This window comes from Streptomyces sp. NPDC012508 (assembly GCF_042902595.1).
In the GTDB taxonomy this organism is placed as follows: domain Bacteria; phylum Actinomycetota; class Actinomycetes; order Streptomycetales; family Streptomycetaceae; genus Streptomyces.
On record NZ_JBIBEO010000001.1, the window covers coordinates 496846 to 517390 of the forward strand.

Below are 20545 nucleotides of genomic sequence, written 5' to 3' on the forward strand. Positions count from 1 at the left end.
GCCAAGCGACAGCGAACACAGCGCCGAGGCAACGACGCGCTCCTCCCGTAAAGGTCGTCTCCCATGCCATCTCCCTGGCGTCGCCGCACACTCCTCCAGGCCGCGGGTGGGGGCGCGCTCGCCCTCGGACTCACGGGAACGCTCACGCACCCGTCCGCCGCCGCCGAAGTCCCCGGCGGCGACGGGACGTTCAGCGCCGCGTCCGACGCGGAGTTCGACGCGCTGCGCGCCAAGTGGCGCGACCTCGCCCTCGGTACGGGCTTCAGCCCGACGGCGGAGCCGTTCCGGACCATCCTCACCAACCTCGGCACGACCGCGTCCGGATACGCGGCGACCATGGCCCCGGCGAGCGGTTCGCTCTGGCCCGGCCGCACCTGGACCGACCCGGAGCCCGACCTCGACGCGGAGTCCTACGCCTTCTCGGCGGTCATGAACGACAGCTACAACCGGCTGCGCACCATGGCCGAGGCGTACTCCCAGCCGGGCACCGGGCTCACCGGCGACGCCGGGTTGCGCGACGCCGTCCTCACCGGCCTCGAACACCTCTACGCCGAGGTCTACAACGAGAAAACCGCGCGCTACGGCAACTGGTACAACTGGCAGATCGGCGCCCCTCAGGCGCTGATGGACACCTGCGTGCTGATGTACGACCACCTGTCGGCGACGCAGATCGCCGACTACTGCCGGGCCGTGGACGCGTTCGTGCCGGATTCGGTCTTCGCCTCGTACACGGGCACCAGCACGGGCGCCAACCGGGTCGACCTGTGCCGCGGAGTCATCCTGCGCGGGATCGTCGGCAAGGACGCGGGCAGAATCGCGCTGGCGTCCCAGGCGCTGGCCCCGGTGTTCCCCTACGTCACCTCGGGCGACGGCTTCTACGACGACGGATCGTTCGTCCAGCACCGCAACGTCCCCTACATCGGCGGCTACGGCGCGGTGCTCCACGACGGTGTGGGCCGGCTGCTCGCGCTGCTGCGCGGCTCGAGCTGGGAGGTGGCGGGTCCGGGCACACAGCTCTTCCTCGACACGATCGAGAAGGCGGTCGCTCCGTTCATCTACAACGGGCTGATGATGGACAACGTCAGCAGCCGGGGGATCAGCCGTATCGGTACCAACGAGCACCAGCGCGCCCACGGCCTCATGGCGACCATCCTGCTGGTGGGCCAGGGGGCGAGCCCCGAGGAGAACGCCCGCTGGCGCGCGATGGTCAAGGGCTGGCTCCGGCGCGACTACTACTACCCGGCGCTGAAGAACCCCGGCCTGAGCCTGATCAGGGCCTCACTCCTGCAGTCGCTGCAGGACGACACGTCCGTCAAGGCCGCCCCCGAGCCCGTCGAGCACCGGCTGTTCCCCAACATGGCGCGGGCCACCCACCGCCGCCGCGACTGGGCGGCCTCCGTCTCCATGGCCTCGAACCGCATCGCCCACTACGAGTTCGGCAACGGCGAGCACGCCCGCGGCTACCACACCGGCGCCGGATGGCTCTCCTGGTGGGGCAGCGACTTCGGCCTGGAGCAGTACTCGGACGCCTACTGGCCCACCGTCGACCCCTACCGCCTGCCCGGAATCACCGCATCGCGCAAGCCTCTCGCCGACGGCGAGGGCGGCAACTGGGGACAGCCCATGCCGGACGCGGCCTGGGTCGGCGGCACGACCGACGGCGAGTACGCCGCCATCGGCCAGCACCTCAAGGGCATCTCCAGCACCATGGACGCCAAGAAGTCGTGGTTCTGCCTCGACGACTCCATCGTCTGCCTCGGCGCCGGCATCACCTCCACCGACGGCCACACCGTCGAGACGACCGTCGACAACCGCGCCCTCGGCGCCGCGGGCGCGCCGGTCCTCACCGTCGACGGCAGGACGCAGCCCATGACACAGGGGTGGACCACCACCTTCGACGGCGCCGAGTGGGCCCATGTCGCCGGACAGGCGGGCTACGTCTTCCCCGGCGGCGCCAAGCTCAGCGCCGTACGCGAGGAGCGCACCGGCTCCTGGAGGGACATCAACACCGGCGGCTCCCCCGACCCGGTCACGCGCCGCTATCTGACCCTCTTCACCGACCACGGCATCGATCCGACCGACGGGGACTACGCCTACGTCCTGCTGCCCGGAGCGAGCGCGAAGACCACCGCCCACCGCGCCTGCGACCGGGGGTGGTTGCGGATCCTCGCCAACTCCGCCGACCACCAGGGCGTACGCATCCAGAGACTGGGCCTGACCGCGGTGAACTTCTGGAGCGCGGGCACCGTCGACCGGCTCCGGGCGAGCGCCCCCGCCTCCGTCCTCGTACGGGAGCACCGCAACGGCACGGCGACCGTCGTCGTCTCGGACCCCGCGCGGCAGGCCACGTCCCTGGACGTCGTCTGGAACCGCAGGGTGAGCAAGGTGCTCTCGAAGCCCGCCACCGTCACCGCGGCCACGACCGGCTCGTCGCTGAAGCTCATGTTCGGCGACCTCACGGGGCAGGCCGGCGCGCCCCAGAAGATCACCGTCCGCCTCGGCTGACCCCATGAAGAGAGGTACCCGCTCCGACTCGCGTCCGCGCCCCACTCGCGGACATCCGCTCTCCCCCCACCGGAGGAATCCATGCATCACAGCAACGTCCGGGGCACTCCCCTCCTCTCCCGCTTCTCCCGCTCGGGCAGTCGCCGCTCCCCCACGGATCGCCACGGACCGCAGCGCCCCCGCCAGCGGCTGTTCGTCCCCACGGCGCTCGCCGCGGCACTCTCGCTCGTCCTGTCGACACCCGCGCACGCGGCGGTCGAGTGGAACGGCGACGCGGACAACGGAGGCACCGCCGTGTTCGCCTCGGTGCTCTGCGACTCCCCGTCGTCCGTGTACCAGCCGGACTGGGGCGACGGCCGGGGGAAGATCTTCGGCTTCACCAAGGCAGTGGGCTCCGAGCGGTGCGAAGGCCACGGCATCGCCGGCCGCACCCTCACGTCCGGCAGGACCTACTGGTTCGGCTGGGAGTCCATGACCAAGACGGGCAATGCCCAGACCGTCTTCCAGTGGAAGTCATGGGGTACCGGTGACGAGCACGACCAGAACTACCCGGTGATCATGAAGGTCGAGGACAGCCGGCTGAAGATCTGGTACGTCGCTCCGGGCGAGCAGTGGATCTCCGTCGGCAGCGTCGCGTGGACGCCGGGCACGTGGAACAAGATCGAGCTGGGCATCGACGCCCAGACCTCCACGAGCGGTTCCTTCTCCCTGTACGTCAACGGCCACCTGGTCGTCGACCGCCAGAACGCCCGGACATGGGACCTCCAGGGCAACGTCCCGCGCTGGGGCTCCTACGGCTCCACCATCGTCGACGTCGAGTCGATCCACTGGGTCGACGGCCTGAAGATGGGCACGACACGGGCCGACGTCGACTGAGGCACCGCGTGCGGGGGGCTTGAGGCGAAGGCGGGCCGGCTCCCGCTTGGGCAAGGGGTGAGGGGCCCGAACTCGTCGAGTTCGGGCCCCTCACCCCTGTCATGCCCGGTGCGCCACGGCTTCGCTACCACCGATACCAGCGACCGCTACCGCTCTTGGGGCGTGCGACGAATCCGAGCAGCCAGACGACGAGCAGGACGATGGCGATCCACCAGAGCACCTTCAGCGCGAAACCGGCACCGAAGAGAATCAGGATCAGCAGAAGAACGAGCAGCAGGGGAACCATGTGTATCAACCTCCGGCGGTACGTGTGCCCCGGTCTCCTGTTCGCACACACAACTGGCTGTCGCACACCAGAATCCCCGTCGTCCCTGGCCTCTTGCCGTGGGGAGGTCTGTCACCAACTGCGGTCCAGTACGTAGGTGAACAAGGCGTCCAGGTCCCCGGCGGCACCCGGCGCGAGTGACGCCTCCCGCAGCCCGTGGCGGGCGATGTCCAGATGCCGGCGCGCCTCGTCGCGGGTGGCGGCCCGCCCGCCGGCCTCCTCCACGAGCACGGCGGCACGTGCCACCGCCGAGCCGTGTGGCTGCTGACCGGAAGGCCCCAGCACCGCCGCCAGCTCGCGGGCGGCCGCTCCCTCCGCGGCCAGTGCGGCGAGGACCGGGTACGTCTTCTTGCCCTGCCGCAGGTCGCTGTGGACGGGCTTGCCCGTCACCGCGGGGTCACCCCAGATGCCGAGCAGGTCGTCCACCGCCTGGAAGGCGACGCCCAGATGACGTCCGGCCCGGTCCAACACCGACACGGTGCCGGCGGGAGCACCGCCGAGCACCGCACCGAGCCCGATCGCACAGCCGAGCAACGCACCCGTCTTCTCTTCCGCCATCAGCCGGTACTGCGCCAACCCCACTGCATCGGATCCGCTCCAGGGGCGCTGCTCGAACCGCAGGTCGTCCGCCTGCCCCCGCACCAGCACGTTGAGCGTCCCGGACAGGTGCCGGACCGCGGTCGCGGCCCAGGGGCTCGACGCCTCGGCCAGCGTCTGCACGGCCAGGGCGAGGAGGGCGTCACCGGCCAGGACGGCCGGTCCGGTCCCGTACGTCCTCCACACCGCCGGACGCTGCCGTCGCAGGACGTCCCCGTCCATGATGTCGTCGTGGAGCAAGGAGAAGGTGTGCACCAGTTCCGTGGCCACCGCGCCGGGGACGGCGACGCCGCCGTCCGCTCCCACAGCCTCGGCCCCCAGCACGGCGAGCGCCTGCCGCACTCCCTTGCCCTCGGAACCGGCCGGATCCGGCGTCCCGGCCACATCGCCCCAGCCCAGGGCGTACGCCGCCATCTCACCGATCCAGGGATGCAGTTGCCCCACGGCCTCCACCAACGCGGGCCGCACCAGCTCACGACAGCGCGCCACGTCACCGGGCACCCTCCCGAGGCGGGTCTCCGGCTCGGGCCGGGGCTGTGGCTCCGGCTCCGGCTCCGGCTCCGGCTTCGGCGCTGTGAACGTGGAGGTGCAGGCGAGGGAGGACGTGGACGCGGAGGAGGACGTCAGCGAGGAGCTCACCGCAGCGCCTCCGCGTCTGCCGCTCGCAGTGCCTCCACCCCGGCCGCGGGCAGCACCGGCCCCTCGGGCCCCGCGTCTGCGGCGTGGCCCGGCAGCGGACCCACGCCCAGCTCTGCCGCCGCCTTCTCCACCATGTCCCGGGCGTGGCGCAGGCCGATGCGCTCCAGCATCGAGCGCAGCTCCGCAAGTTCGGCCGCGCTCTGCGTTGCGTCCCGGCCCAGCCGGGCACGTGACTTGACCAGCCCCAGCCGCGAGAGCGCAGTCCCCCGCGGTTCCTCCATCGCGCGGAACTCGTCGAGGGCCCGCGCGTACAGCTCACGCGCCTCCTCGTACCGACCCGCCCGGTACAGCACGTTGCCCCGCATCTTGTGGTTGTAGGCGAGCGCGCTGGACAGCCGTATCTCACGGCAGGCCTCCTCGGCCTGCGACAGCAGCGACAGGGCGCGCTCCACGTCCCCGTCTCGCGCGGACACCACATCGGCGACGCCTCGCAGCGCCCATGCCCACCCGCGCCGGTCCTCGGCGCGCGACGCCGTCTCCGCCGCCTCCTCGAACAGCTCCAACGCCTCGTCGTAGGCGCCGGTGTTGCGGTGCATCTGCGCGATGCCCTCCAGGGCCCACACCGTGTGCCGGGCCTCGCCGCGCCTGCGGGCCTCGGCCAGCAGCTGCTCGTGCAGCCTGCCCACCGCCGCGTAATCGCCCTGGATGCGCCCCGTCTCGGCGAGCCCGGCCAGGGAGTAACCTCGCACGACGACGTCACCGCCCCGCTCACCCATCTCGGCCGCCAGGCGCAGCAACCGGTACGCCAGCGGGAAGGACCCTCGCTGCCGGGCCAGCGTGCCGCCACTCCACAGCGCCCACGCCATCGCCCCCTCGTGGCCGGCCGAGCGGGCCGCCCGGTAACTCGCCTTCCACGCCCGGTCGGCCTCCTCGATCCGGCCCAGCCTCCGGCAGGCCTCCGCGACGGCGAGCCCGCAGCGTGCCGCCTCCTGCCGGTCACCGGCCAGCTCGGCCGCCCGCAGCTCCTCGACCCCCCGGGCGAGCACATCGGCCAACGGGGCGTTCACCGACAGCGACCCGAGAACCCCCTGGTACTCCGGCGCGGACGCCTTCGCCCGTCCCGCATCACATACCTGACCCGCCATCAGAAGCCTCCTTCAGTCGAACTTGACGATCAAGACGTCGACGAAGGGCCGAGGTTCCGCGAAGGCTGCAAAGTCCGTCTCCGTACGGGCGCCGGGTCATCCTCAAGTGCTACGCGGCCCACCACGAACTCGTCAGCAAGGCCTACCCCACCCTCCTGCCCTCCGCGGACACCTGCGCGCCGCGCATACTGCCGAGCCGGCCCAGGAGGAAGGCGACGGGCAGGGACACGAGGACGACCGTCTGGAGCGGGAACCAATCGACGTGCCAGTCGGGGAAGAGCGCCAGGGGGTTGCCGGAGAAGACCGGGCCGGACAGCTGGAGCCCGACGGCGCAGCCCAGACCTCCGTACAGCGTCCAGAGCAGGCCGGTCCGGGTGTAGCCCTTCCAGAAGAGGGAGTACACCAGAGCCGGCAGCAGTGAGGAGGCGGCCACCGCCAGGGAGAGAGCCGTCAGGAACTGGACGTTCCACCCCTGGACCCAGACCGCCAGGGCGATGCTCAGTACGCCGACACCGGCGGACGCCAGGCGTGCGGCGGCCACTTCCCTGCCCTCGGTGGTACGGGCGCGTCGCAGCACATGGGTGTACAGGTCGTGGGCGATCGTCCCCGCTGCCGCCAGGGTGACGCTCGCGACGACGGCAAGCGTGGTGAGGAAGACGCCGGAGGCGACCAGGACGACGAGCAGCGCCCCGCCGGCGTCGGCGTCCGCGCCTCCGGCCAGTTCGTCGGCCAGCATCACCAGCGCACTGTTTCCGCCCGGGTCGGCGGCCAGGATCGCCGGTGCGCCGATCAACGCGGAGGCGGCGAGACCCATGAGAGCCGTGGTGAAGCAGAACGCGCCGACGATCGTGAGCGTATGACGCACGGTACGGCGGGCGGTGGCGGCGTCGGGGGCCGTGCCGAGTTGCAGGGCGACGTGCGGAAGGCAGGCCACGCCGAGCACGATGGTGATCATGAGGCCGATGAAGTCCAGGGTGGCGGCGGGCTCGGCGCTCGCGCCGAAGCGCAGACCAGGGCGCAGGTAGTCGGCGGGGCGGCCGCTGCCCTGTCCGGCCGCGGCGATCAGGGAATCGGCGCTCCAGTGGAAGCGGTGCAGCAGCACGGCGGACACGCCCAGGGCCACACAGAGCAGCACCACCGTCTTGATCACCTGGATCACGACCGTACCGCGCATGCCGCCGAACGCCGTCGTGCAGACGACGAGAGCACCGATCATAACGATCGCCGTCTTCTCGATCCCCGGACCGGACAGCCCGAGCAGCGCCGAGGTGGTCACCCCCGCACCGGAGAGCTGTACGACCAGGTAGGGGACACAGACGCACAGGGTGACCACGGCGACCGCGATCCTCACCGCGCGCCCGGGGGTCCGCAGGCCGAACGTGTCGCCCAGGGTGTAGCCGGCGCGCTCGCGCAAGGGCACGGCGAGCAGCAGCAGTACGCCGAGGGAGAGCACGGTGCAGAGCGCGATGAACAGGCCGTCGTACCCGAAGACGGCGACGCTTCCCGTGGTGCCGAGCACCGTGGCCGAGGAGAGGTAGACACCGGAGAGGACGAGCGCCCCACGCAGGGGCCGCAGTGTGCGTCCCGCCGTGTAGAAGTCCTCGACGCGGTCCCTCGGTGGGCCGCTGAGGACGCACAGGAACAGGATGGGGACGATGAACGCCACGAAGCAGCCGAGGATCAGTGCCTGGGTCTCCGGGTCCATGGTTCCGGGCGCGGCGAGCGGGATCTCCGGTCTCATCAGTACTCCCCGTGCCCGTGCGCGGTGGGCCGGCCGGCCGGCCGGGACTCGTCCGCACTGCGGTCGTAGCGCACCGCCGTCCAGACCAGCAGTACGGCCTGGAGGAGGAGCGCCGGTACGCCGATGCCGGCCTGGCCCCGGAACGAGGCGGCCATGAAGTCGGGTGCGGAGCACACGAGCAGCAGATGCGCGGCGAAGACCGCTCCGTTGACCACGGCGAAGGACAGACCGGGACGACGACGGGACCGGGAGTGTTGAGGGGGTCGGGGGACGCGCGGATAGGTCATGGCGGAGCTCTCCTGGCAGGCCTGGGTGCGGGTGGATCGCCTCTGAACGGGGCTCACCAGAGCACCCGGCCCCATGACACGTCCATGCGCTTCACGCGCACCGGTGTCCGCTCCCAACGCCCGGCACGTGCGACTGTGCGGAGGCCCAGAGGCGGGGACGACGGGTGACTGCCGGGAGGGTGTGGAACTGGCAGGAAGAATGGGGCTGGGGCGGGGAGGGGTCAGGACGGGGGGCGGCGTCGACGCCCGTCGTCGGCGGGGCCGGCTGCCGCGGTCGGGCCCAGCAGGCGATGGGCATCGAGCGCGAGGGTGAGTTGCACCAGGTCGCGGGGGCGGGACAGCGTGAGGCCGGTGACCTGCTCCACCCGGCGCAGGCGGTTGAGCACGGTGTTCCGATGGCAGAACATCTGCCGAGCCGCCTGGACGGAGGATCCACCGCATTCGATCCAGACGCCGATGGTGTCGAACAGCAGGTCGCGGTCGACGGGTTCCAGGTCGTACAGGGGCCGCAGCACCTGGCGGACGAGTTCGTGGGACAGGTCGGGCCGCGAGACCAGGAGTCCGTCGGGCAGGCGGGCGTCGAGCCGGGCGACCTCCCCGTCGCCCCGGCAGGTACGAAGGGCGAGTCCGGCCATGTCACGCGCGCGGGCCAGACTCTCCAGGCCCGGGACCACCGGGCTGATGCCGATGCGGAGCCCCGGTCCGGCGACGAGGCCGGAGGCGAACGCGTCGAGCGGACGGTCGCCCAAGTGAGCTACGAACACGGCGCGCTGACCCCAGGAGTGCCGTAGGACCCGGACGTCCTTCAGCTCCGGGGCGGCCTGGGGCACGCGGCCGTACGGGGGTGTCGCCTCGGCGACCGCCACCGCGTACCGGCTGTCCAGCGGCAGGTCGAGGATGCCGGCCGCGCTGCGGGTGAACTCGGGTTCGTGACGCGTCTCGAGGAGCGCGGCGAGGATCAGACGGACCCGCTCCGCGTGCCGCCCGGTCACCCCCTCGATGACCTGACGGTAGGCGTCGGCGACCAGGACGGCGTCGCGGTCGTTGCTCTTCCACACCAGCTCGGCGACGTGCACCAGCCTGCGCATGTCGCCCAGACCCTCGCGCTCCACCACCCCGATCATCCCGCTCCAGACCTCGGATCCGGCGACACGGTAGGCGTGCAGCACTTCGTCGAGGGGGCGGCCCTGTTCCGCGCGCCGCGTGCCCAGCTCTCTGGTGAACCGCTCGACGTCCACGATCCTGCCCGGATCCACCCCGGTCTCCAACGCGTGGCGGATGCCCGTCGCCACGTTCTCGCGCACGTCGGGCGGTGCGAGCACCGGGTCGGCGTAGTACGGAACCTCGGCGCGGATCGCCTCGAGGACGGAGTCCGTGAACACCGTGCCGTACCCGAGAAGCCGTCGGCACGCACGGTCGAACAGCTCGACGGAGGACGGGTCCGTGGCGCTGCCGGGGGCGAAACTACGGTGCATGGACGCTCCTGGTGGACGAGGGTGCGAGCACCACGCGAGCGAGGTGCGGGCGCGAGGCGCCGACGTGCGGTGCTGACGTGCGGTGCCGACGGAGCTGCGCGGAGCGCGGGGGCCTTCAGCGGGCCGGTCGCCGTAGGCGAGAACCGGCAGCGTCCTCTCCGGCGAGGCCCATGCTAAGCGGTCGGTCAGGAAGTGGTGAGGCCTCGGCCGGATCGTGATGTTTCCGTATGCGCCGGCGCGGTCCGCCACGTTTCGAAAGCGCGTTCACGGATACGTGGCGTTCCGTCAGGAACATCGGCCTCTCGGAGGGGACCGCCGCGGTACTGACCCGCAGACCGGTACGACGCGGCCCCCGAACCTGCCAGGGTCGGGGCCGCGGTGCGCATGAGGCGTCGACGAGTGAGGGAGGGCCCGGATGAGGGTGACCGGGGAAGACAGTCGTGCGGCCCGGCGTGGCCCTGCGGCCATCGGGCGCGATCTGCTGCTGGCGGTGGGGCTCATAGGGATATGCGGCGGCGGCCTGGCGCTCTTCCTCAGGACGGCCGAAGTCGCGGGGCGCCGCGGGTCCGGCGTCCCGGTCGCCGTCCTCGCGACGCTCGCCGTCCTCGGAGTGCTAGCCGTCGGGCTGGGGGTGGCCAGGCGGAGTACGGTGCCCGTCCGGAGCCGCGCGGGCGTTCGCCCCGCAGGCGCGCCGGACGCCTCGCCGCCCGCCCCGGACGTGCCCGACGTGGATGCCGGGGCTCTGGACCACGCGGCGGTCGACGCCGACGGTTTCGAGCACACGGTCGCCGCGCTGTGCGCGCGGGACGGCTGCACCGCCGTGGAAGTGGTCGGCGGGGCGGGCGACCTGGGCGCCGATGTGCTCGCGGTCGCGGAGGACGGCCGACGTGTCGTGCTCCAGTGCAAGCACTACGCGGAGGACAACCGCGTCGGCTCGCAGGATCTGCAGAGGTTCGGCGGCACCTGCTTCACCATCCACGAGGCGGATGTGGCCGTCGTCGTGACCACCAGCTCCTTCACCGCGCCTGCTGCCGAATACGCCGCCACGTCCGGGATCGTGTGCGTGGACGGTGAGGCCCTGGCCGCGTGGACCGACCAGATCACGCCGCCTCCTTGGGAGACGCTCGGTGCGGACCCTACGACTCCTGTCCCGGTGACCGGCCCGGCTTGAGCCGTCGCACGGCGGCCGGACGCGGCCCTGCCGAGGCATCAGTCCACCGGTTCGTCCGCGGCGGACTCCTCGTGCCCCTCTTTGGGGGCCTCGCCCTCGGCACGGTCCCGGCGTCCGGTGCCTGCCACATCGGTCCCGGGCAGTTCGGTGTCGGGCCAGTCCGGTACCGGTATGGCCAGGGGGTCCTCCCCCTGCTCCGCCTGCTGGTTCTGCGGGTCGCGGGGAAGCGGCTCCTCCGTCGGCTCGGCATTGTCCGGATTGCTCATACGGCTCACCTTCCTCTGGCGGTGGCACTTCGCGGGTGGATACGGACGCGGGGTCGCGGTGCCTCGGCGGGACCGGCCCCACCCCCTACGGCTGCTGACCGGTGTACCGTCCGGCAAACCTCGATGCCGCGCGCCTGGCGCCGCCGGAGCCGACGGGAGTCCGGCAGTGGGGTGCGTATGTTGCGGGCGCCCCTCCGCCCGGCCGGGGTTCACGACCGGCCGGGCCCGTCATCCCGGCCGGGCCCGTCGTCCCCGCCGCGCCGATCGTCCCGGCCGGGCCCGGCATCCCGGTCGGACGACGGCCAGACGTAGGGAAGGTCCTCGGGGACGTCCGGAAAGTGGTGTCGGTAGATTTCCGGAGCCTTGCGCAGCAGCGCCGACTGGTGGCTGCGGTGGAACGGAGGGTCACCCAGCCAGGGGGGCAGCTCGGCGTCCTCCCCGAGTCGGCTCTGTTCGCGCACGACGGCCCCCGGGCGCCAGGCGAGGTAGTCACTCATCAGCGTCGCGGCGCAGCTGTCGGCGCGCCCCGCGGCGGTCCAGACGTCACAGACGTCCAGGGCGTAGCGCACGAGGGCCTCCTCGTAGCCGGCCCACATCCGCACCGCGGGGTGCCGGCGCCACCCGTACCCCGGGACGGTGAGTCCCCGGAAGACCTGGAGGGCCTCCACCCGCTGTTTCCCCAGACGCCTAAGGTCCAGAACGGCGGCGGAGTCGGAGAAGACCGGATACGGGAGGAAAGTCTGCATGGTGATGTGTCCTACCCGTCCGTTCACCGCCCTGACTCGATCCTTGGTCGGACGGCCCGCCTCAGGCGCGTAGGGCGGTGTCGACGTCGGGATGGAGGACGAACACCTGATCGAGGCCGACAAGGCGCAGAATGCGCAGGGTGTTGGTCGGTACGGATGCCAGGGCGATGTCCGCCCGGGCCGCCTCGGCTCGGTTCCGCGCCGCGAGCAGGGCGGTGATGCCGCTGGAGTCGCAGAACTCCATACCGCCCAGGTCCATGACGAGGCGTTGTCCCGCGTGGAGGGCGAGCGTGGACAACACCTCACGCAGCTCGCCGGCGCTGGCGTAGTCGAGTTCGCCCTTGATCTCCAGGACGGGGCCGGCCGCGGTGTCTCGGACAGTGATCTTCAATGCGCTCATCGTGGTTTCTTCGCTACAGGACGGAAGCCGGACAGGTGGGGACGCCGAGGGCGAGGAGGGCGGTGTCGTCGTCCAGTCCTTCGCCGAATCCGGCCAGGAGTCCGGTCAGAGCTTCGATGACGCCACGGACGGACGTGCCGGCGTGCCCGGCGGCGAAGTCCCGGAGCGCCTCGTCCCCGAAGAGGTCCGCACGGTCCGCTCCCGTACGGGCCTCGGTGAGGCCGTCGGTGTAGAGCAGCAGCGTGTCGCCGGGGGCGAGTGTGGTGTCCGCGGCGGCGAAGTTCGGCTGGGGCAGGATGCCGACGAGCAGGCCTCCGGGGGTGTGGAGATACTCGGTCCGACCGTCGGCGCGCAGCACGAGGGCCGGGGGGTGGCCGCCGGATGCCAGCTGGACGGAGGTCAGCCCCGTGTGCGGATCGGGTTCGAGGATGCCGACGATGGCCGTGCAGTAGCGCGGGTCTCCGCCCGTGTAACGCTCGTGGAGCACCGTGTTGAGGGTCGACAGGGCCGCGACGGGCTCGGGGTCGTGCAGGGCGGCGGCCCGCAGGGTGTAGCGGGTGAGCGAGGTGACCGCGGCGGCCTGGGGGCCCTTGCCGCAGACGTCTCCGAGGAAGAAGCCGTAGCGCTTGTCGTCGATGGGGAAGACGTCGTAGAAGTCACCGCCGAGCCGGTCGGGGGAGGCGGTGTGGTAGTAGGCGGCCGTCTCCACGCCGGGGACCGGGGGCAGGGTGGCGGGCAGGAGCGACTGCTGGAGTACGGCGAGGGCGTCCTGCAGGCGGGCCCGGTCGGCCTGCGCCTGCTTGGTGGCCTCGTCGGCCGCCTTCCTGGCGCGCAGGAGCTCTTCCTCGTACGCGCGGCGGTCGCGCGCGTCGAAGACGGAGGTACGGATCAGCAGCGGCTCGCCGTCGTCGGCGTGCTTGACGGTGCTGGAGACCAGTACGGGCAGCCGGGCACGGTCGGCCTGTCGCAGATCGAGGGCGATGCCTGCGATCTCACCCTGCATCCGCAGCAGCGGCGCGAAGTGCGTCTCGTGGTACAGCTTGCCGCCCACGGTCAGCAGGTCGGTGAACCGCATCCGGCCCACCACCGCGTTCCGGTCGAGGCCGAGCCAGCGCAGGAGCGTGGTGTTGATCTTCGCGACGGTGCCGTCCATCAGTGTGGAGAGGTAGCCGCACGGAGCGCTCTCGTACAGCTCTTCGGCGTCGTCCTCGAGCATCGCCGCGAACGCGGCGTCGCTCCTCTCCTCGCCGTCGGCCTCGTTCGGCCCGGACACCTGCTCGGTACGGCACATCACCGCAAGCCTGCCAGGAATGCCGTGATGGCCTGATTGGTGGCCTCGGGCGCCGAGAGATGCGGACAGTGACCCGTGGCATCGAGAGTGACCAGGGTCGAGCCCGGGACGGCTGCGTGGACGAAGGCGCCGACCTCTCGGGGGGCGATGACGTCCTCGGTGCATTCCAGCACCATGGTCGGCACGTCGACCGCCTTCAGATCGTCCCTCGAATCCGACAGGAACGTGGTCCTGGCGAAGACGCGCGCCATGTCCGGGTCGGTGGCGCAGAAGCTGTTGGTCAGCTCCTCGCCCAGCTCGGGCCGCTCGTCGTTCCCCATGATCACCGGCGCCATGGCGGCCGACCATCCGAGATAGTTCGACTCCAGCGAATCCAGCAGCTCGTCGATGTCCTCGGCACTGAACCCGCCCCGGTAGCCGTCGTCGTCGATGTAGCGCGGGGAAGGGGCGACCATCACCAGGGCTCCGATGCGTTCGGGAGCCATCGCGGCAGCCATCACCCCGATCATGGCGCTGACCGAGTGCCCCACGAACGCCACGTCACGCAGTTCGAGAGCCTCGCACACCTCCACCACGTCCCGGGCATAGCCTTCCAGGGACGAGTAGCGGTCCTCGGTGAACGCCGAGAGGTCGGAGCGGCCCGAGCCGACGTAGTCGAACAGCACCACCTGGTAGTCCTCGACGAGAGCCGGCACCGTCAGCCGCCACATGTTCTGGTCGCAGCCGAATCCGTGCGCAAGGACGATCACCGGCCCCCTCGGGTTGCCGGTGACGGTGACGTTGTTCCTGCGTCGGATGTCCATACCCGCCATCCTCGCAGCTCCGCCACCTGGAGCCCCGCGGACCTCCACATCCCCCCGGACCTGACGCAAAGCCTTCACCTGCAGATTCCGGCCGCCCGCGCTGTGGCCGCCGTCGGTCAGGCCGTGGAATGCTCGTCCCGCCGCTTCGACAGGCGCCGCCGGGGCGCCCGAGGCTTCACGGCCGAACCAGTCACAGTAGGGGGTGGCGTCGGCGGCCGCCGCACGCGTGACGCACGATCGGTGTCCCGCAGAACCCACCGGACCCGGCCCTTTCCCGCGGTACTCCCCGTCGCCCCGCCGCCGGGGACCGCCCGGTCGCGCCGGTCGCGCGTACCCCTGGTCCGCGCCACCAGGACGAAGGTGACGCTGATCAGGAGGGCCCAGGCTCCGAACTTGGTGAGGGGTACGGGTTGCCAGCCGTCGAGCTGGTGGGGGTAGCTCCAGGCACCGGCGTAGGTGGCCGCGTTCTCCGCGACCCAGAGGAAGAACCCGATCAGCGCGAAGGCCAGGGCCAAGGGCATCCGCGGGCGCGAGGAGCCCACCGTGAAGTGGACCCAGGTACCGGCCATCGCGCCGAGCAGCAGGAGGGCCAACAGCAAACGCGCGTCCGGCAGCCAGTGGTGGGTGAAGAAGTTGACGTACACCGCGGCCGCGAGGACGGCCATCAGGCGCGGCCGGTACCCGGACAGCGACAGATCCATGATCTTCCACGCCCGGCAGCAGTAGCTGCCCACGGCGCTGTAGAGGAATCCGCCGTAGAGAGGAACTCCCGCGACCTTGGAGAGGGCGTCCTCCGGATAGCTCCACGAGCCCATGCGCACTTTGACGAGCTCGAAGAGCAGCCCCACGACGTGGCAGCCCAGAATCACGGCGGTGTCCCGCGGACCGTCCCAGCCGACCTTGCGGGCCAGGACCGTCAAGGCCACGCCGTAGAGCAGCAGCAGGTCGTAGCGCGCGACCGGCAGGTCGCCGGGCAGCAGCCGCGAGGCGCCGATGCCGCCGACGAGGGCGACGGCGAAGGCGACGGCGCGCACCTGGTCGAGCCCGAAGCGCCAGAACTGCGCGCACCCGTGGGCGATCCGCTGGAAGGTCATGCCCGAGCAGACTGCCGGCCGGCGGCCCTTGGTTCCGTCGGTTCCGTCGGACCTCCCGGAACGTCGCGTGCGGACCCGGCCGGCTTTCGAAGGCGTTGCCGGGCCGGCTGCCGCCGGGCCGCCCCGCCCGCCTGTCGATTAACCGGTGGATCGACCGTCGCGACGGTCCATAGAGTCTCCGACCATGCGTACGCACTACCCCCGGACCCCACACCTTCCCTGGTCGCCCGGTGCGACCTCGGACGACGTAAGGGCCGAGGGGCTCGCCGGTTTCGCCGGCCGCGAGATCGTGGTCACCGAGAAGATGGACGGCGAGAACACCACCCTCTACCGGGACGGTCTGCACGCGCGCTCTCTCGACTCGGGCCACCACCCCTCCCGGGCCTGGGTGAAGGGGCTTCAGGGGCGCATCGGCGCGGGCATACCCGCGGGCTGGCGGGTGTGCGGGGAGAATGTGTACGCCCGCCATTCACTGGCCTACGCCGACCTGGAGAGCTGGTTCTACGGATTCTCGGTCTGGGACGACTCCGATCGATGCCTGGACTGGGACGACACCGTCGCCTTCCTGCGCGCCGTGGGCGTTCCGGCGCCGCGGGTGCTGTGGCGCGGCGTCTTCGACGAACGGGCGTTGCGCCGGCTGCGGCTGGATCTCTCCCGGCAGGAGGGCTATGTGGTGCGGACCGTCGCCGGCTTCGCCCGGGACGAGTTCGGCCGGCGGGTGGCCAAGTGGGTGCGGGCCGGGCACGTGAGCACCGACGCGCACTGGATGTACGCCGCCGTGGTGGAGAACGGGCTCGGACCGGCGGCGCCCCTGTGGGCGGTCCGCTCGGGTGCCGCGCCCGACCCGGCGGGTCTGCTGGACGCGGTGGGGATCGGTCCGGCGCACGGGGGTGCCGATCGGCTGTCCGTGAGCAGTGGACCGGTGGCCGTGGCTGCGGAGGAGGCCGTACGGGAGGTCGCCGGGCGCTTGGACGTGCTGGGGCGCACCGGGGACGCACGGTTGACCGGAGTGCTGGCCGCACTGCTGCACGACCGGCGTCGCGGCTCGTTGGGGCCCGTGCTGGCGGGCAGGCTGGGGATACCGCAGGCTCGGCGGGTGGCCGACCTCGTCGGCCTGCACCCTCGGCTCCACGCTCCTTTCCCGGACTCGGAGCGTCGGGCCGGGCTGCTGCGTATGACGGCCGCGGCCGATCTCGGGGTCCTTCACGCGGTGGCCGCGTCCGTGCCGGGAGGCCGGACGCGTGACGGCCGGGAGCAGGTGGAATGGTCCTCGCTGTACGCGGAGGACGCCGGGCTGCTCGGTCCGGCCCCGCTGGAACCGCTGCGGACCGGGCTGCGGGAGGCCCTGGCCGGCGCGGACGTGACGGCTGAGGCCGCGGACCGCTGCTGGGCGCAGGCTCGGGAGGCGTACGCGGAGGGCCGGATCGGCACGGTGGAAGAAGCTGTTGCCGCGACGTGGCGGTGGCGTTCCGGGGAGTTCCCGCGGCTCGTGCAGCTGGTCGGGCCCTCCGGCAGCGGCAAGAGCACCCTGGCGCGGACGTTTCCGCACGCGGTGTGCGTGTCGCTGGACGACCTCAGGACCGAGCGTGGTGATCGCTCGGACCAGTCCGCCAACGCGGAGGTGGTCCGGCGCGGGCTGGAGCGACTGGACGCGGCGCTGTCGTACGGCGGCACGGTGGTGTGGGACGCCACCTCGCTGACCGAACGGCAGCGAGATCCGGTACTGGCGGTCGCACGGCGGCGGAACGCCCTGGTCACGCAGGTCGTGGTGCTGGTCGCGGAGGACGAGTTGGTACGGCGCAACGCCTGCCGGCCGCATCCGGTACCGGCGGAGGTGCTGGACCGGCAGCTGCGGCGGTACAGCCCGCCGTATCCGGGGCGGGCGCATCGGACCTGGTACGCCGGTCCGGACGGTGGGATCGAAGACCGGGCCGGAGGCCTGGACCAACGGGAGCTGTGGGGTGTGAGGGACTGATGCGTACCAGTGAGGCCATCTATCACCAGGTCCGCTGGGATCCGCGGTTCGATCCGGCCCGGTTTCTGCTGGGGGTGGCCCAGCGCGGGCGGGATCCGAAGCGGATCCCGCTGACCTCTTTCGTACCGGGGGGCGATGTCCCCTGGCACCGTGTGCTGTTCGTGGAGGCGGACGGGGAGCTGGTGTGGGACCGGGCGAGCGGCCTGGACCGCGTCGCGGAGTCCGGGGCCGGACGCATGCGGACGCCGCGCCGGTTGCGGGCCCCGTTCTTCACCGCGCGCACACCGCACGCCTGGGACGGGACTCGATGGAGCCCGGTCTCTCCGGCCGTACCGGCCACGGCGGGCACCGTCGTGCCGCGGCAGCACGGGACCGGCTCCCGGGTCGGCTCCGGGGTGCGGTTGCTGACGTGGAACACCCTGTGGGACCGGTACGACGCCGAGCTGATCGGCACCGCGCTGCGTCGGCCTCGGCTGCTGGAGGCGCTCGCCGAGGCCGACGCCGACGTGATCGCGCTGCAGGAGGTCGAACCCGCCCTGCTGGAGATGGTGCTGGCCGCCGACTGGGTGCGCTCCGGCTACACGCTGGGCGCTGAACCCCGCGGGCGGGACGTGGACGACTTCGGTCTTCTGCTGCTCAGCCGACTGCCCGTGAGCGAGGCGGGCGTGCACGCCCTCGCTCCGCACAAGGCCGTGACGGCGATCGCGGTGGAGGCGGAGGGCGTCCCGCTGGTGGTGGCGTGCACGCATCTGTCGAGCGACCACTCGGCCCGCGGGGCGGACCGGCGTGCGGCCGAACTGGCCCAGCTGGCCAAGGGACTGGCGGACACCGACGGCGACGTGGTGCTGCTCGGCGACTTCAACGACGGGCGGGACGGCCCGGAGGGCCCGGCCGCCGCACTGGGGCTGCGGGATGCCTGGACCGAGGCGCGCGGTCCTGGCGACCGGACGCCGACCTTCGCGCCGGCGGTCAACCCGCTGGCCGCGGTGTCGTCGCTGACCGGCCGGACTTCGCGGCTGGACCGTGTGCTGCTGCGCGGGACCGGCCGGGTGACGGAAGTCGGGTTGCTCGGCGATGTCCCGCATACCGACGGGCTGTTCATCTCCGATCACTTCGGGGTCCGCGCCGACCTGGACCTCGCTCCGGCGGTCGCGGCGACCGAGGTCGTGGACGTGGCGCCGACCCCCCGTACGGCGCTGGCCTGGCTGCCCCCCGAGGTGCTGTGGCCCGCGATCCAGCGGCTGCGGCAGGCGCACGACCCACAGATCGACCGGTGGCCTCCCCATGTGAACCTGCTGTTCGGCTTCGTACCGGAGGCGGAGTTCGAGCGGGCGGCGGCTCTGGTGGCCGGGGTCGCGGCCGGGACGGCGCCCTTCCCGGTCCGGTGGGCAGGGGTGCACGACTTCGGGCACCGGCACGACGCCACGGTCTGGCTGGACCCCACCGGGGGCGGCGAGCAGGCATGGCAGGAGCTGCACGCCGCGCTGGCCGCGCGGTTCCCGCGCTGCCGCGGCCGGGCCCCGGGCTTCACCCCGCATCTCAGCCTGGGCCGCACCGCCGAACCGGCGGCCGTCGCCGCCGAGTGCGCCGAGGCACTGGCCGGGCTGCCGGCGAGCACGGTCGGCGAGTTGGTGCTGCTGTCCCGGCGCGGCCCGGAGCCGATGCGGGTCCGGGCCACGGTGACGCTGGGGACCGGCGAGATCCGCTGGCGCCCGGACCCGGCCGCCCCGGGCCACGAGGCGGGCGACGGACCGGGCTTCGCGGCGGCGGTCGCCGAGCGGGTCGCCGGCGCCCTGGGCGACGCGGTAGTGGAGGTGGTCGGATCCCGCCGGATGGGCTGTGCGCTTCCCGGCGCCGACCTGGACCTCGTCGCCGCCCTGCCCGGGAATGTGGACACGGAGGCGGTCGGCGCCCGCCTGGCCGCGGCACTGCCCGAGGCGACCGGACTGCGGCAGGTGGTCGGTGCCAGGGTCCCGGGTCTGCGGTTCGCCGTGGGCGGTCTGGCCGTGGACCTGGTGCTGGTCGGCACGGGCTGTCTGGACCCGGCCGAGGCGGTGACCCGCCGGGCGGAGCTGGGCGAGTCGGCGGCGGTCGCGCTGAGCGCCGTCGGCGACGCGGAGGCGGTCCGCGCGGCGGTGGCGGGGCGGACCGCCGCCTTCGAGGAGCTGGCCACGCGGGTCAAGGCCTGGTCCCGCGTGCGGGGCCTGGACTCCGCCCCGCACGGCGGTCTGCCCGGCCTGGCGTGGACGGTTCTGGCCGCCCGTGTGGTGGCCCGGTCCCCCTCCCCGGACGCCGGACCGGATGCCCTCTGGCGCGAGTTCCTCGCGACCTGGGCCGCCTGGAACTGGCAGCACCCGATCGGCCTGGAGCCGGGTGAGGGGGCGTCAGGTACCGGCCCCACCCGCCGTGCACAGGACATCGACTCGTCCGACCCTGTCGTGATCCTCACCCCCTCCGCTCCTGTGCGGAGCTGCACCACGCAGGTGTCCGCCGGGTTCCGGGACCTGCTGATCCAGGAGCTGTACGAGGCGTGGGAGGACGCGGAGGCCGACGTCCGCGCTGGCACGCCGGACCTTCCGCCGCTGCACCGGCGTCATGCCGCCTGGGCGCTGGTGACCGTACGGGGCCGACGGGGCACGGTGGAGTTCGAGGAGGTGATGGGGCGCGTACGGGGGCGGATCCGGGCTCTGGTGAGCGCGCTGGAGACGTCCGGTGGTCCCGACATCCACGCCTGGCCGCACCCGTACGACAGCGGTCCCGGGACCGTCCATGTCGCGATCGGTCTGGGCCGCACCCCGCCGCCCGCCGCTGCCGTCGAAGCCCTGGCGCGCACCTGGCCCCGTGGCCTCCCCGGCGTGGACCTCACCTACGCCGCCGGAGGCGAGGTGCCCACGCCGCTCCGACCCGGAGGCGCCCGCGCGGGCGACGCCCCGCCGTAGGCCGTCCGCCCTCCGTTCACCCCGATGGCAGGCGGCACGCCCGGTGTCCGTGACCGGCCACGCCCATGATCGTTACCCGCAGTGGCAGCGTCCGAGGGCGGCCCCCTTCGCCCGGAGCGCGTGTACGGCGTCGGGTCGTCGCGGGGAGGAATGACGAGTGGGTGGCTGGATCAGTGTCGGGCTCGGGGCTGCGGCGGCCCTGTGCCCGCTGCCGCTCCACGGCGACGTGACCGTCGTCATGGATCACTCCTCCGGCCGCGATCACCTGGT

The 20545-nt window shown here is 72.4% G+C and carries 16 protein-coding genes and 1 pseudogene; 5 read left to right on the top strand and 12 right to left on the bottom strand.

Annotated features, from left to right (window positions below):
• The first annotated feature begins 63 nt into the window (after positions 1 to 63).
• Both ACFY8U_RS01990 and ACFY8U_RS01995 read left to right on the top strand, forming a co-directional pair.
• The gene (locus ACFY8U_RS01990; protein ID WP_389564384.1) at positions 64 to 2505 is read left to right on the top strand and encodes a polysaccharide lyase 8 family protein; all 2442 of its coding nucleotides are present in this window, start codon (positions 64 to 66) and stop codon (positions 2503 to 2505) included.
• 81 nt (positions 2506 to 2586) lie between these two features.
• A complete protein-coding gene (locus tag ACFY8U_RS01995; RefSeq protein ID WP_389564387.1) occupies positions 2587 to 3381 on the top strand; it encodes a heparin lyase I family protein in 795 nt (264 codons plus the stop codon).
• A gap of 124 nt (positions 3382 to 3505) precedes the next feature.
• Here the strand turns inward: ACFY8U_RS01995 and ACFY8U_RS02000 are convergent, their stop codons facing one another.
• The 6 genes from ACFY8U_RS02000 to ACFY8U_RS02025 form a co-directional block, all read right to left on the bottom strand.
• Complete coding sequence (locus ACFY8U_RS02000) at positions 3506 to 3667, bottom strand: DUF5670 family protein (protein ID WP_389564390.1); 162 nt, start codon at positions 3665 to 3667, stop codon at positions 3506 to 3508.
• A 111-nt stretch (positions 3668 to 3778) separates the two neighbouring features.
• The gene (locus ACFY8U_RS02005; RefSeq protein ID WP_389566099.1) at positions 3779 to 4804 is read right to left on the bottom strand and encodes a polyprenyl synthetase family protein; all 1026 of its coding nucleotides are present in this window, start codon (positions 4802 to 4804) and stop codon (positions 3779 to 3781) included.
• 134 nt (positions 4805 to 4938) lie between these two features.
• Positions 4939 to 6087 carry a tetratricopeptide repeat protein gene (locus tag ACFY8U_RS02010; protein ID WP_389564393.1) on the bottom strand — a complete coding sequence of 383 codons (1149 nt, stop codon included), beginning with the start codon at positions 6085 to 6087 and terminating at the stop codon, positions 4939 to 4941.
• 142 nt (positions 6088 to 6229) lie between these two features.
• A complete protein-coding gene (locus ACFY8U_RS02015; RefSeq protein ID WP_389564396.1) occupies positions 6230 to 7828 on the bottom strand; it encodes a cation acetate symporter in 1599 nt (532 codons plus the stop codon).
• Positions 7828 to 8115, bottom strand: coding sequence for a hypothetical protein (locus ACFY8U_RS02020; RefSeq protein WP_389564398.1), 288 nt, complete (start codon positions 8113 to 8115; stop codon positions 7828 to 7830). Before ACFY8U_RS02020 ends, ACFY8U_RS02015 begins: the two co-directional genes overlap by 1 nt.
• A gap of 221 nt (positions 8116 to 8336) precedes the next feature.
• A complete protein-coding gene (locus ACFY8U_RS02025; RefSeq protein WP_389564401.1) occupies positions 8337 to 9590 on the bottom strand; it encodes a PucR family transcriptional regulator in 1254 nt (417 codons plus the stop codon).
• Between the two features lie 415 nt (positions 9591 to 10005).
• Here ACFY8U_RS02025 and ACFY8U_RS02030 point away from each other — a divergent pair, with 415 nt between their 5' ends.
• Complete coding sequence (locus ACFY8U_RS02030; protein ID WP_389564403.1) at positions 10006 to 10761, top strand: restriction endonuclease; 756 nt, start codon at positions 10006 to 10008, stop codon at positions 10759 to 10761.
• A gap of 38 nt (positions 10762 to 10799) precedes the next feature.
• Here the strand turns inward: ACFY8U_RS02030 and ACFY8U_RS02035 are convergent, their stop codons facing one another.
• The 6 genes and pseudogenes from ACFY8U_RS02035 to ACFY8U_RS02060 all read right to left on the bottom strand — a co-directional run.
• Positions 10800 to 11027, bottom strand: a complete 228-nt coding sequence (locus ACFY8U_RS02035) for a hypothetical protein (RefSeq protein WP_389564405.1) — start codon at positions 11025 to 11027, stop codon at positions 10800 to 10802.
• Positions 11028 to 11236: 209 nt separating this feature from the next.
• Positions 11237 to 11773 (bottom strand): MSMEG_6728 family protein, encoded by a 537-nt coding sequence (locus ACFY8U_RS02040; protein WP_389564408.1) that lies wholly within the window; start codon positions 11771 to 11773, stop codon positions 11237 to 11239.
• Positions 11774 to 11834: 61 nt separating this feature from the next.
• Positions 11835 to 12173, bottom strand: a complete 339-nt coding sequence (locus ACFY8U_RS02045) for an STAS domain-containing protein (protein ID WP_389564411.1) — start codon at positions 12171 to 12173, stop codon at positions 11835 to 11837.
• 13 nt (positions 12174 to 12186) lie between these two features.
• The gene (locus ACFY8U_RS02050) at positions 12187 to 13464 is read right to left on the bottom strand and encodes a PP2C family protein-serine/threonine phosphatase (RefSeq protein ID WP_389564414.1); all 1278 of its coding nucleotides are present in this window, start codon (positions 13462 to 13464) and stop codon (positions 12187 to 12189) included.
• Positions 13464 to 14267 (bottom strand): alpha/beta fold hydrolase, encoded by an 804-nt coding sequence (locus ACFY8U_RS02055; RefSeq protein WP_389564416.1) that lies wholly within the window; start codon positions 14265 to 14267, stop codon positions 13464 to 13466. The genes ACFY8U_RS02050 and ACFY8U_RS02055 overlap by 1 nt, the downstream gene beginning before the upstream one ends.
• A gap of 326 nt (positions 14268 to 14593) precedes the next feature.
• Positions 14594 to 15361 (bottom strand): annotated as a pseudogene (locus ACFY8U_RS02060) (DUF817 domain-containing protein); the annotation flags it as partial.
• A gap of 184 nt (positions 15362 to 15545) precedes the next feature.
• Between ACFY8U_RS02060 and ACFY8U_RS02065 the strand changes: the two are divergent.
• Both ACFY8U_RS02065 and ACFY8U_RS02070 read left to right on the top strand, forming a co-directional pair.
• Entirely contained in the window at positions 15546 to 17336 is a 1791-nt protein-coding gene (locus ACFY8U_RS02065) for an RNA ligase family protein (RefSeq protein WP_389564419.1), read from the top strand.
• Positions 17336 to 20275 carry a poly(A) polymerase gene (locus ACFY8U_RS02070; protein ID WP_389564422.1) on the top strand — a complete coding sequence of 980 codons (2940 nt, stop codon included), beginning with the start codon at positions 17336 to 17338 and terminating at the stop codon, positions 20273 to 20275. Before ACFY8U_RS02065 ends, ACFY8U_RS02070 begins: the two co-directional genes overlap by 1 nt.
• The last annotated feature ends 270 nt before the right edge of the window (positions 20276 to 20545 follow it).

Excerpts from the sequence above, each read along its gene's own strand:
- ACFY8U_RS02030 (WP_389564403.1), top strand. The coding sequence starts at position 10,006 with ATGAGGGTGACCGGGGAAGACAGTCGTGCGGCCCGGCGTGGCCCTGCG.
- ACFY8U_RS02015 (WP_389564396.1), bottom strand. The coding sequence starts at position 7,828 with ATGAGACCGGAGATCCCGCTCGCCGCGCCCGGAACCATGGACCCGGAG.
- ACFY8U_RS02045 (WP_389564411.1), bottom strand. The coding sequence starts at position 12,173 with ATGAGCGCATTGAAGATCACTGTCCGAGACACCGCGGCCGGCCCCGTC.
- ACFY8U_RS02025 (WP_389564401.1), bottom strand. The coding sequence starts at position 9,590 with ATGCACCGTAGTTTCGCCCCCGGCAGCGCCACGGACCCGTCCTCCGTC.
- ACFY8U_RS02050 (WP_389564414.1), bottom strand. The coding sequence starts at position 13,464 with ATGTGCCGTACCGAGCAGGTGTCCGGGCCGAACGAGGCCGACGGCGAG.
- ACFY8U_RS02070 (WP_389564422.1), top strand. The coding sequence starts at position 17,336 with ATGCGTACCAGTGAGGCCATCTATCACCAGGTCCGCTGGGATCCGCGG.
- ACFY8U_RS02065 (WP_389564419.1), top strand. The coding sequence starts at position 15,546 with ATGCGTACGCACTACCCCCGGACCCCACACCTTCCCTGGTCGCCCGGT.
- ACFY8U_RS02055 (WP_389564416.1), bottom strand. The coding sequence starts at position 14,267 with ATGGACATCCGACGCAGGAACAACGTCACCGTCACCGGCAACCCGAGG.
- ACFY8U_RS02040 (WP_389564408.1), bottom strand. The coding sequence starts at position 11,773 with ATGCAGACTTTCCTCCCGTATCCGGTCTTCTCCGACTCCGCCGCCGTT.
- ACFY8U_RS02000 (WP_389564390.1), bottom strand. The coding sequence starts at position 3,667 with ATGGTTCCCCTGCTGCTCGTTCTTCTGCTGATCCTGATTCTCTTCGGT.
- ACFY8U_RS02010 (WP_389564393.1), bottom strand. The coding sequence starts at position 6,087 with ATGGCGGGTCAGGTATGTGATGCGGGACGGGCGAAGGCGTCCGCGCCG.
- ACFY8U_RS01990 (WP_389564384.1), top strand. The coding sequence starts at position 64 with ATGCCATCTCCCTGGCGTCGCCGCACACTCCTCCAGGCCGCGGGTGGG.
- ACFY8U_RS02020 (WP_389564398.1), bottom strand. The coding sequence starts at position 8,115 with ATGACCTATCCGCGCGTCCCCCGACCCCCTCAACACTCCCGGTCCCGT.
- ACFY8U_RS01995 (WP_389564387.1), top strand. The coding sequence starts at position 2,587 with ATGCATCACAGCAACGTCCGGGGCACTCCCCTCCTCTCCCGCTTCTCC.
- ACFY8U_RS02035 (WP_389564405.1), bottom strand. The coding sequence starts at position 11,027 with ATGAGCAATCCGGACAATGCCGAGCCGACGGAGGAGCCGCTTCCCCGC.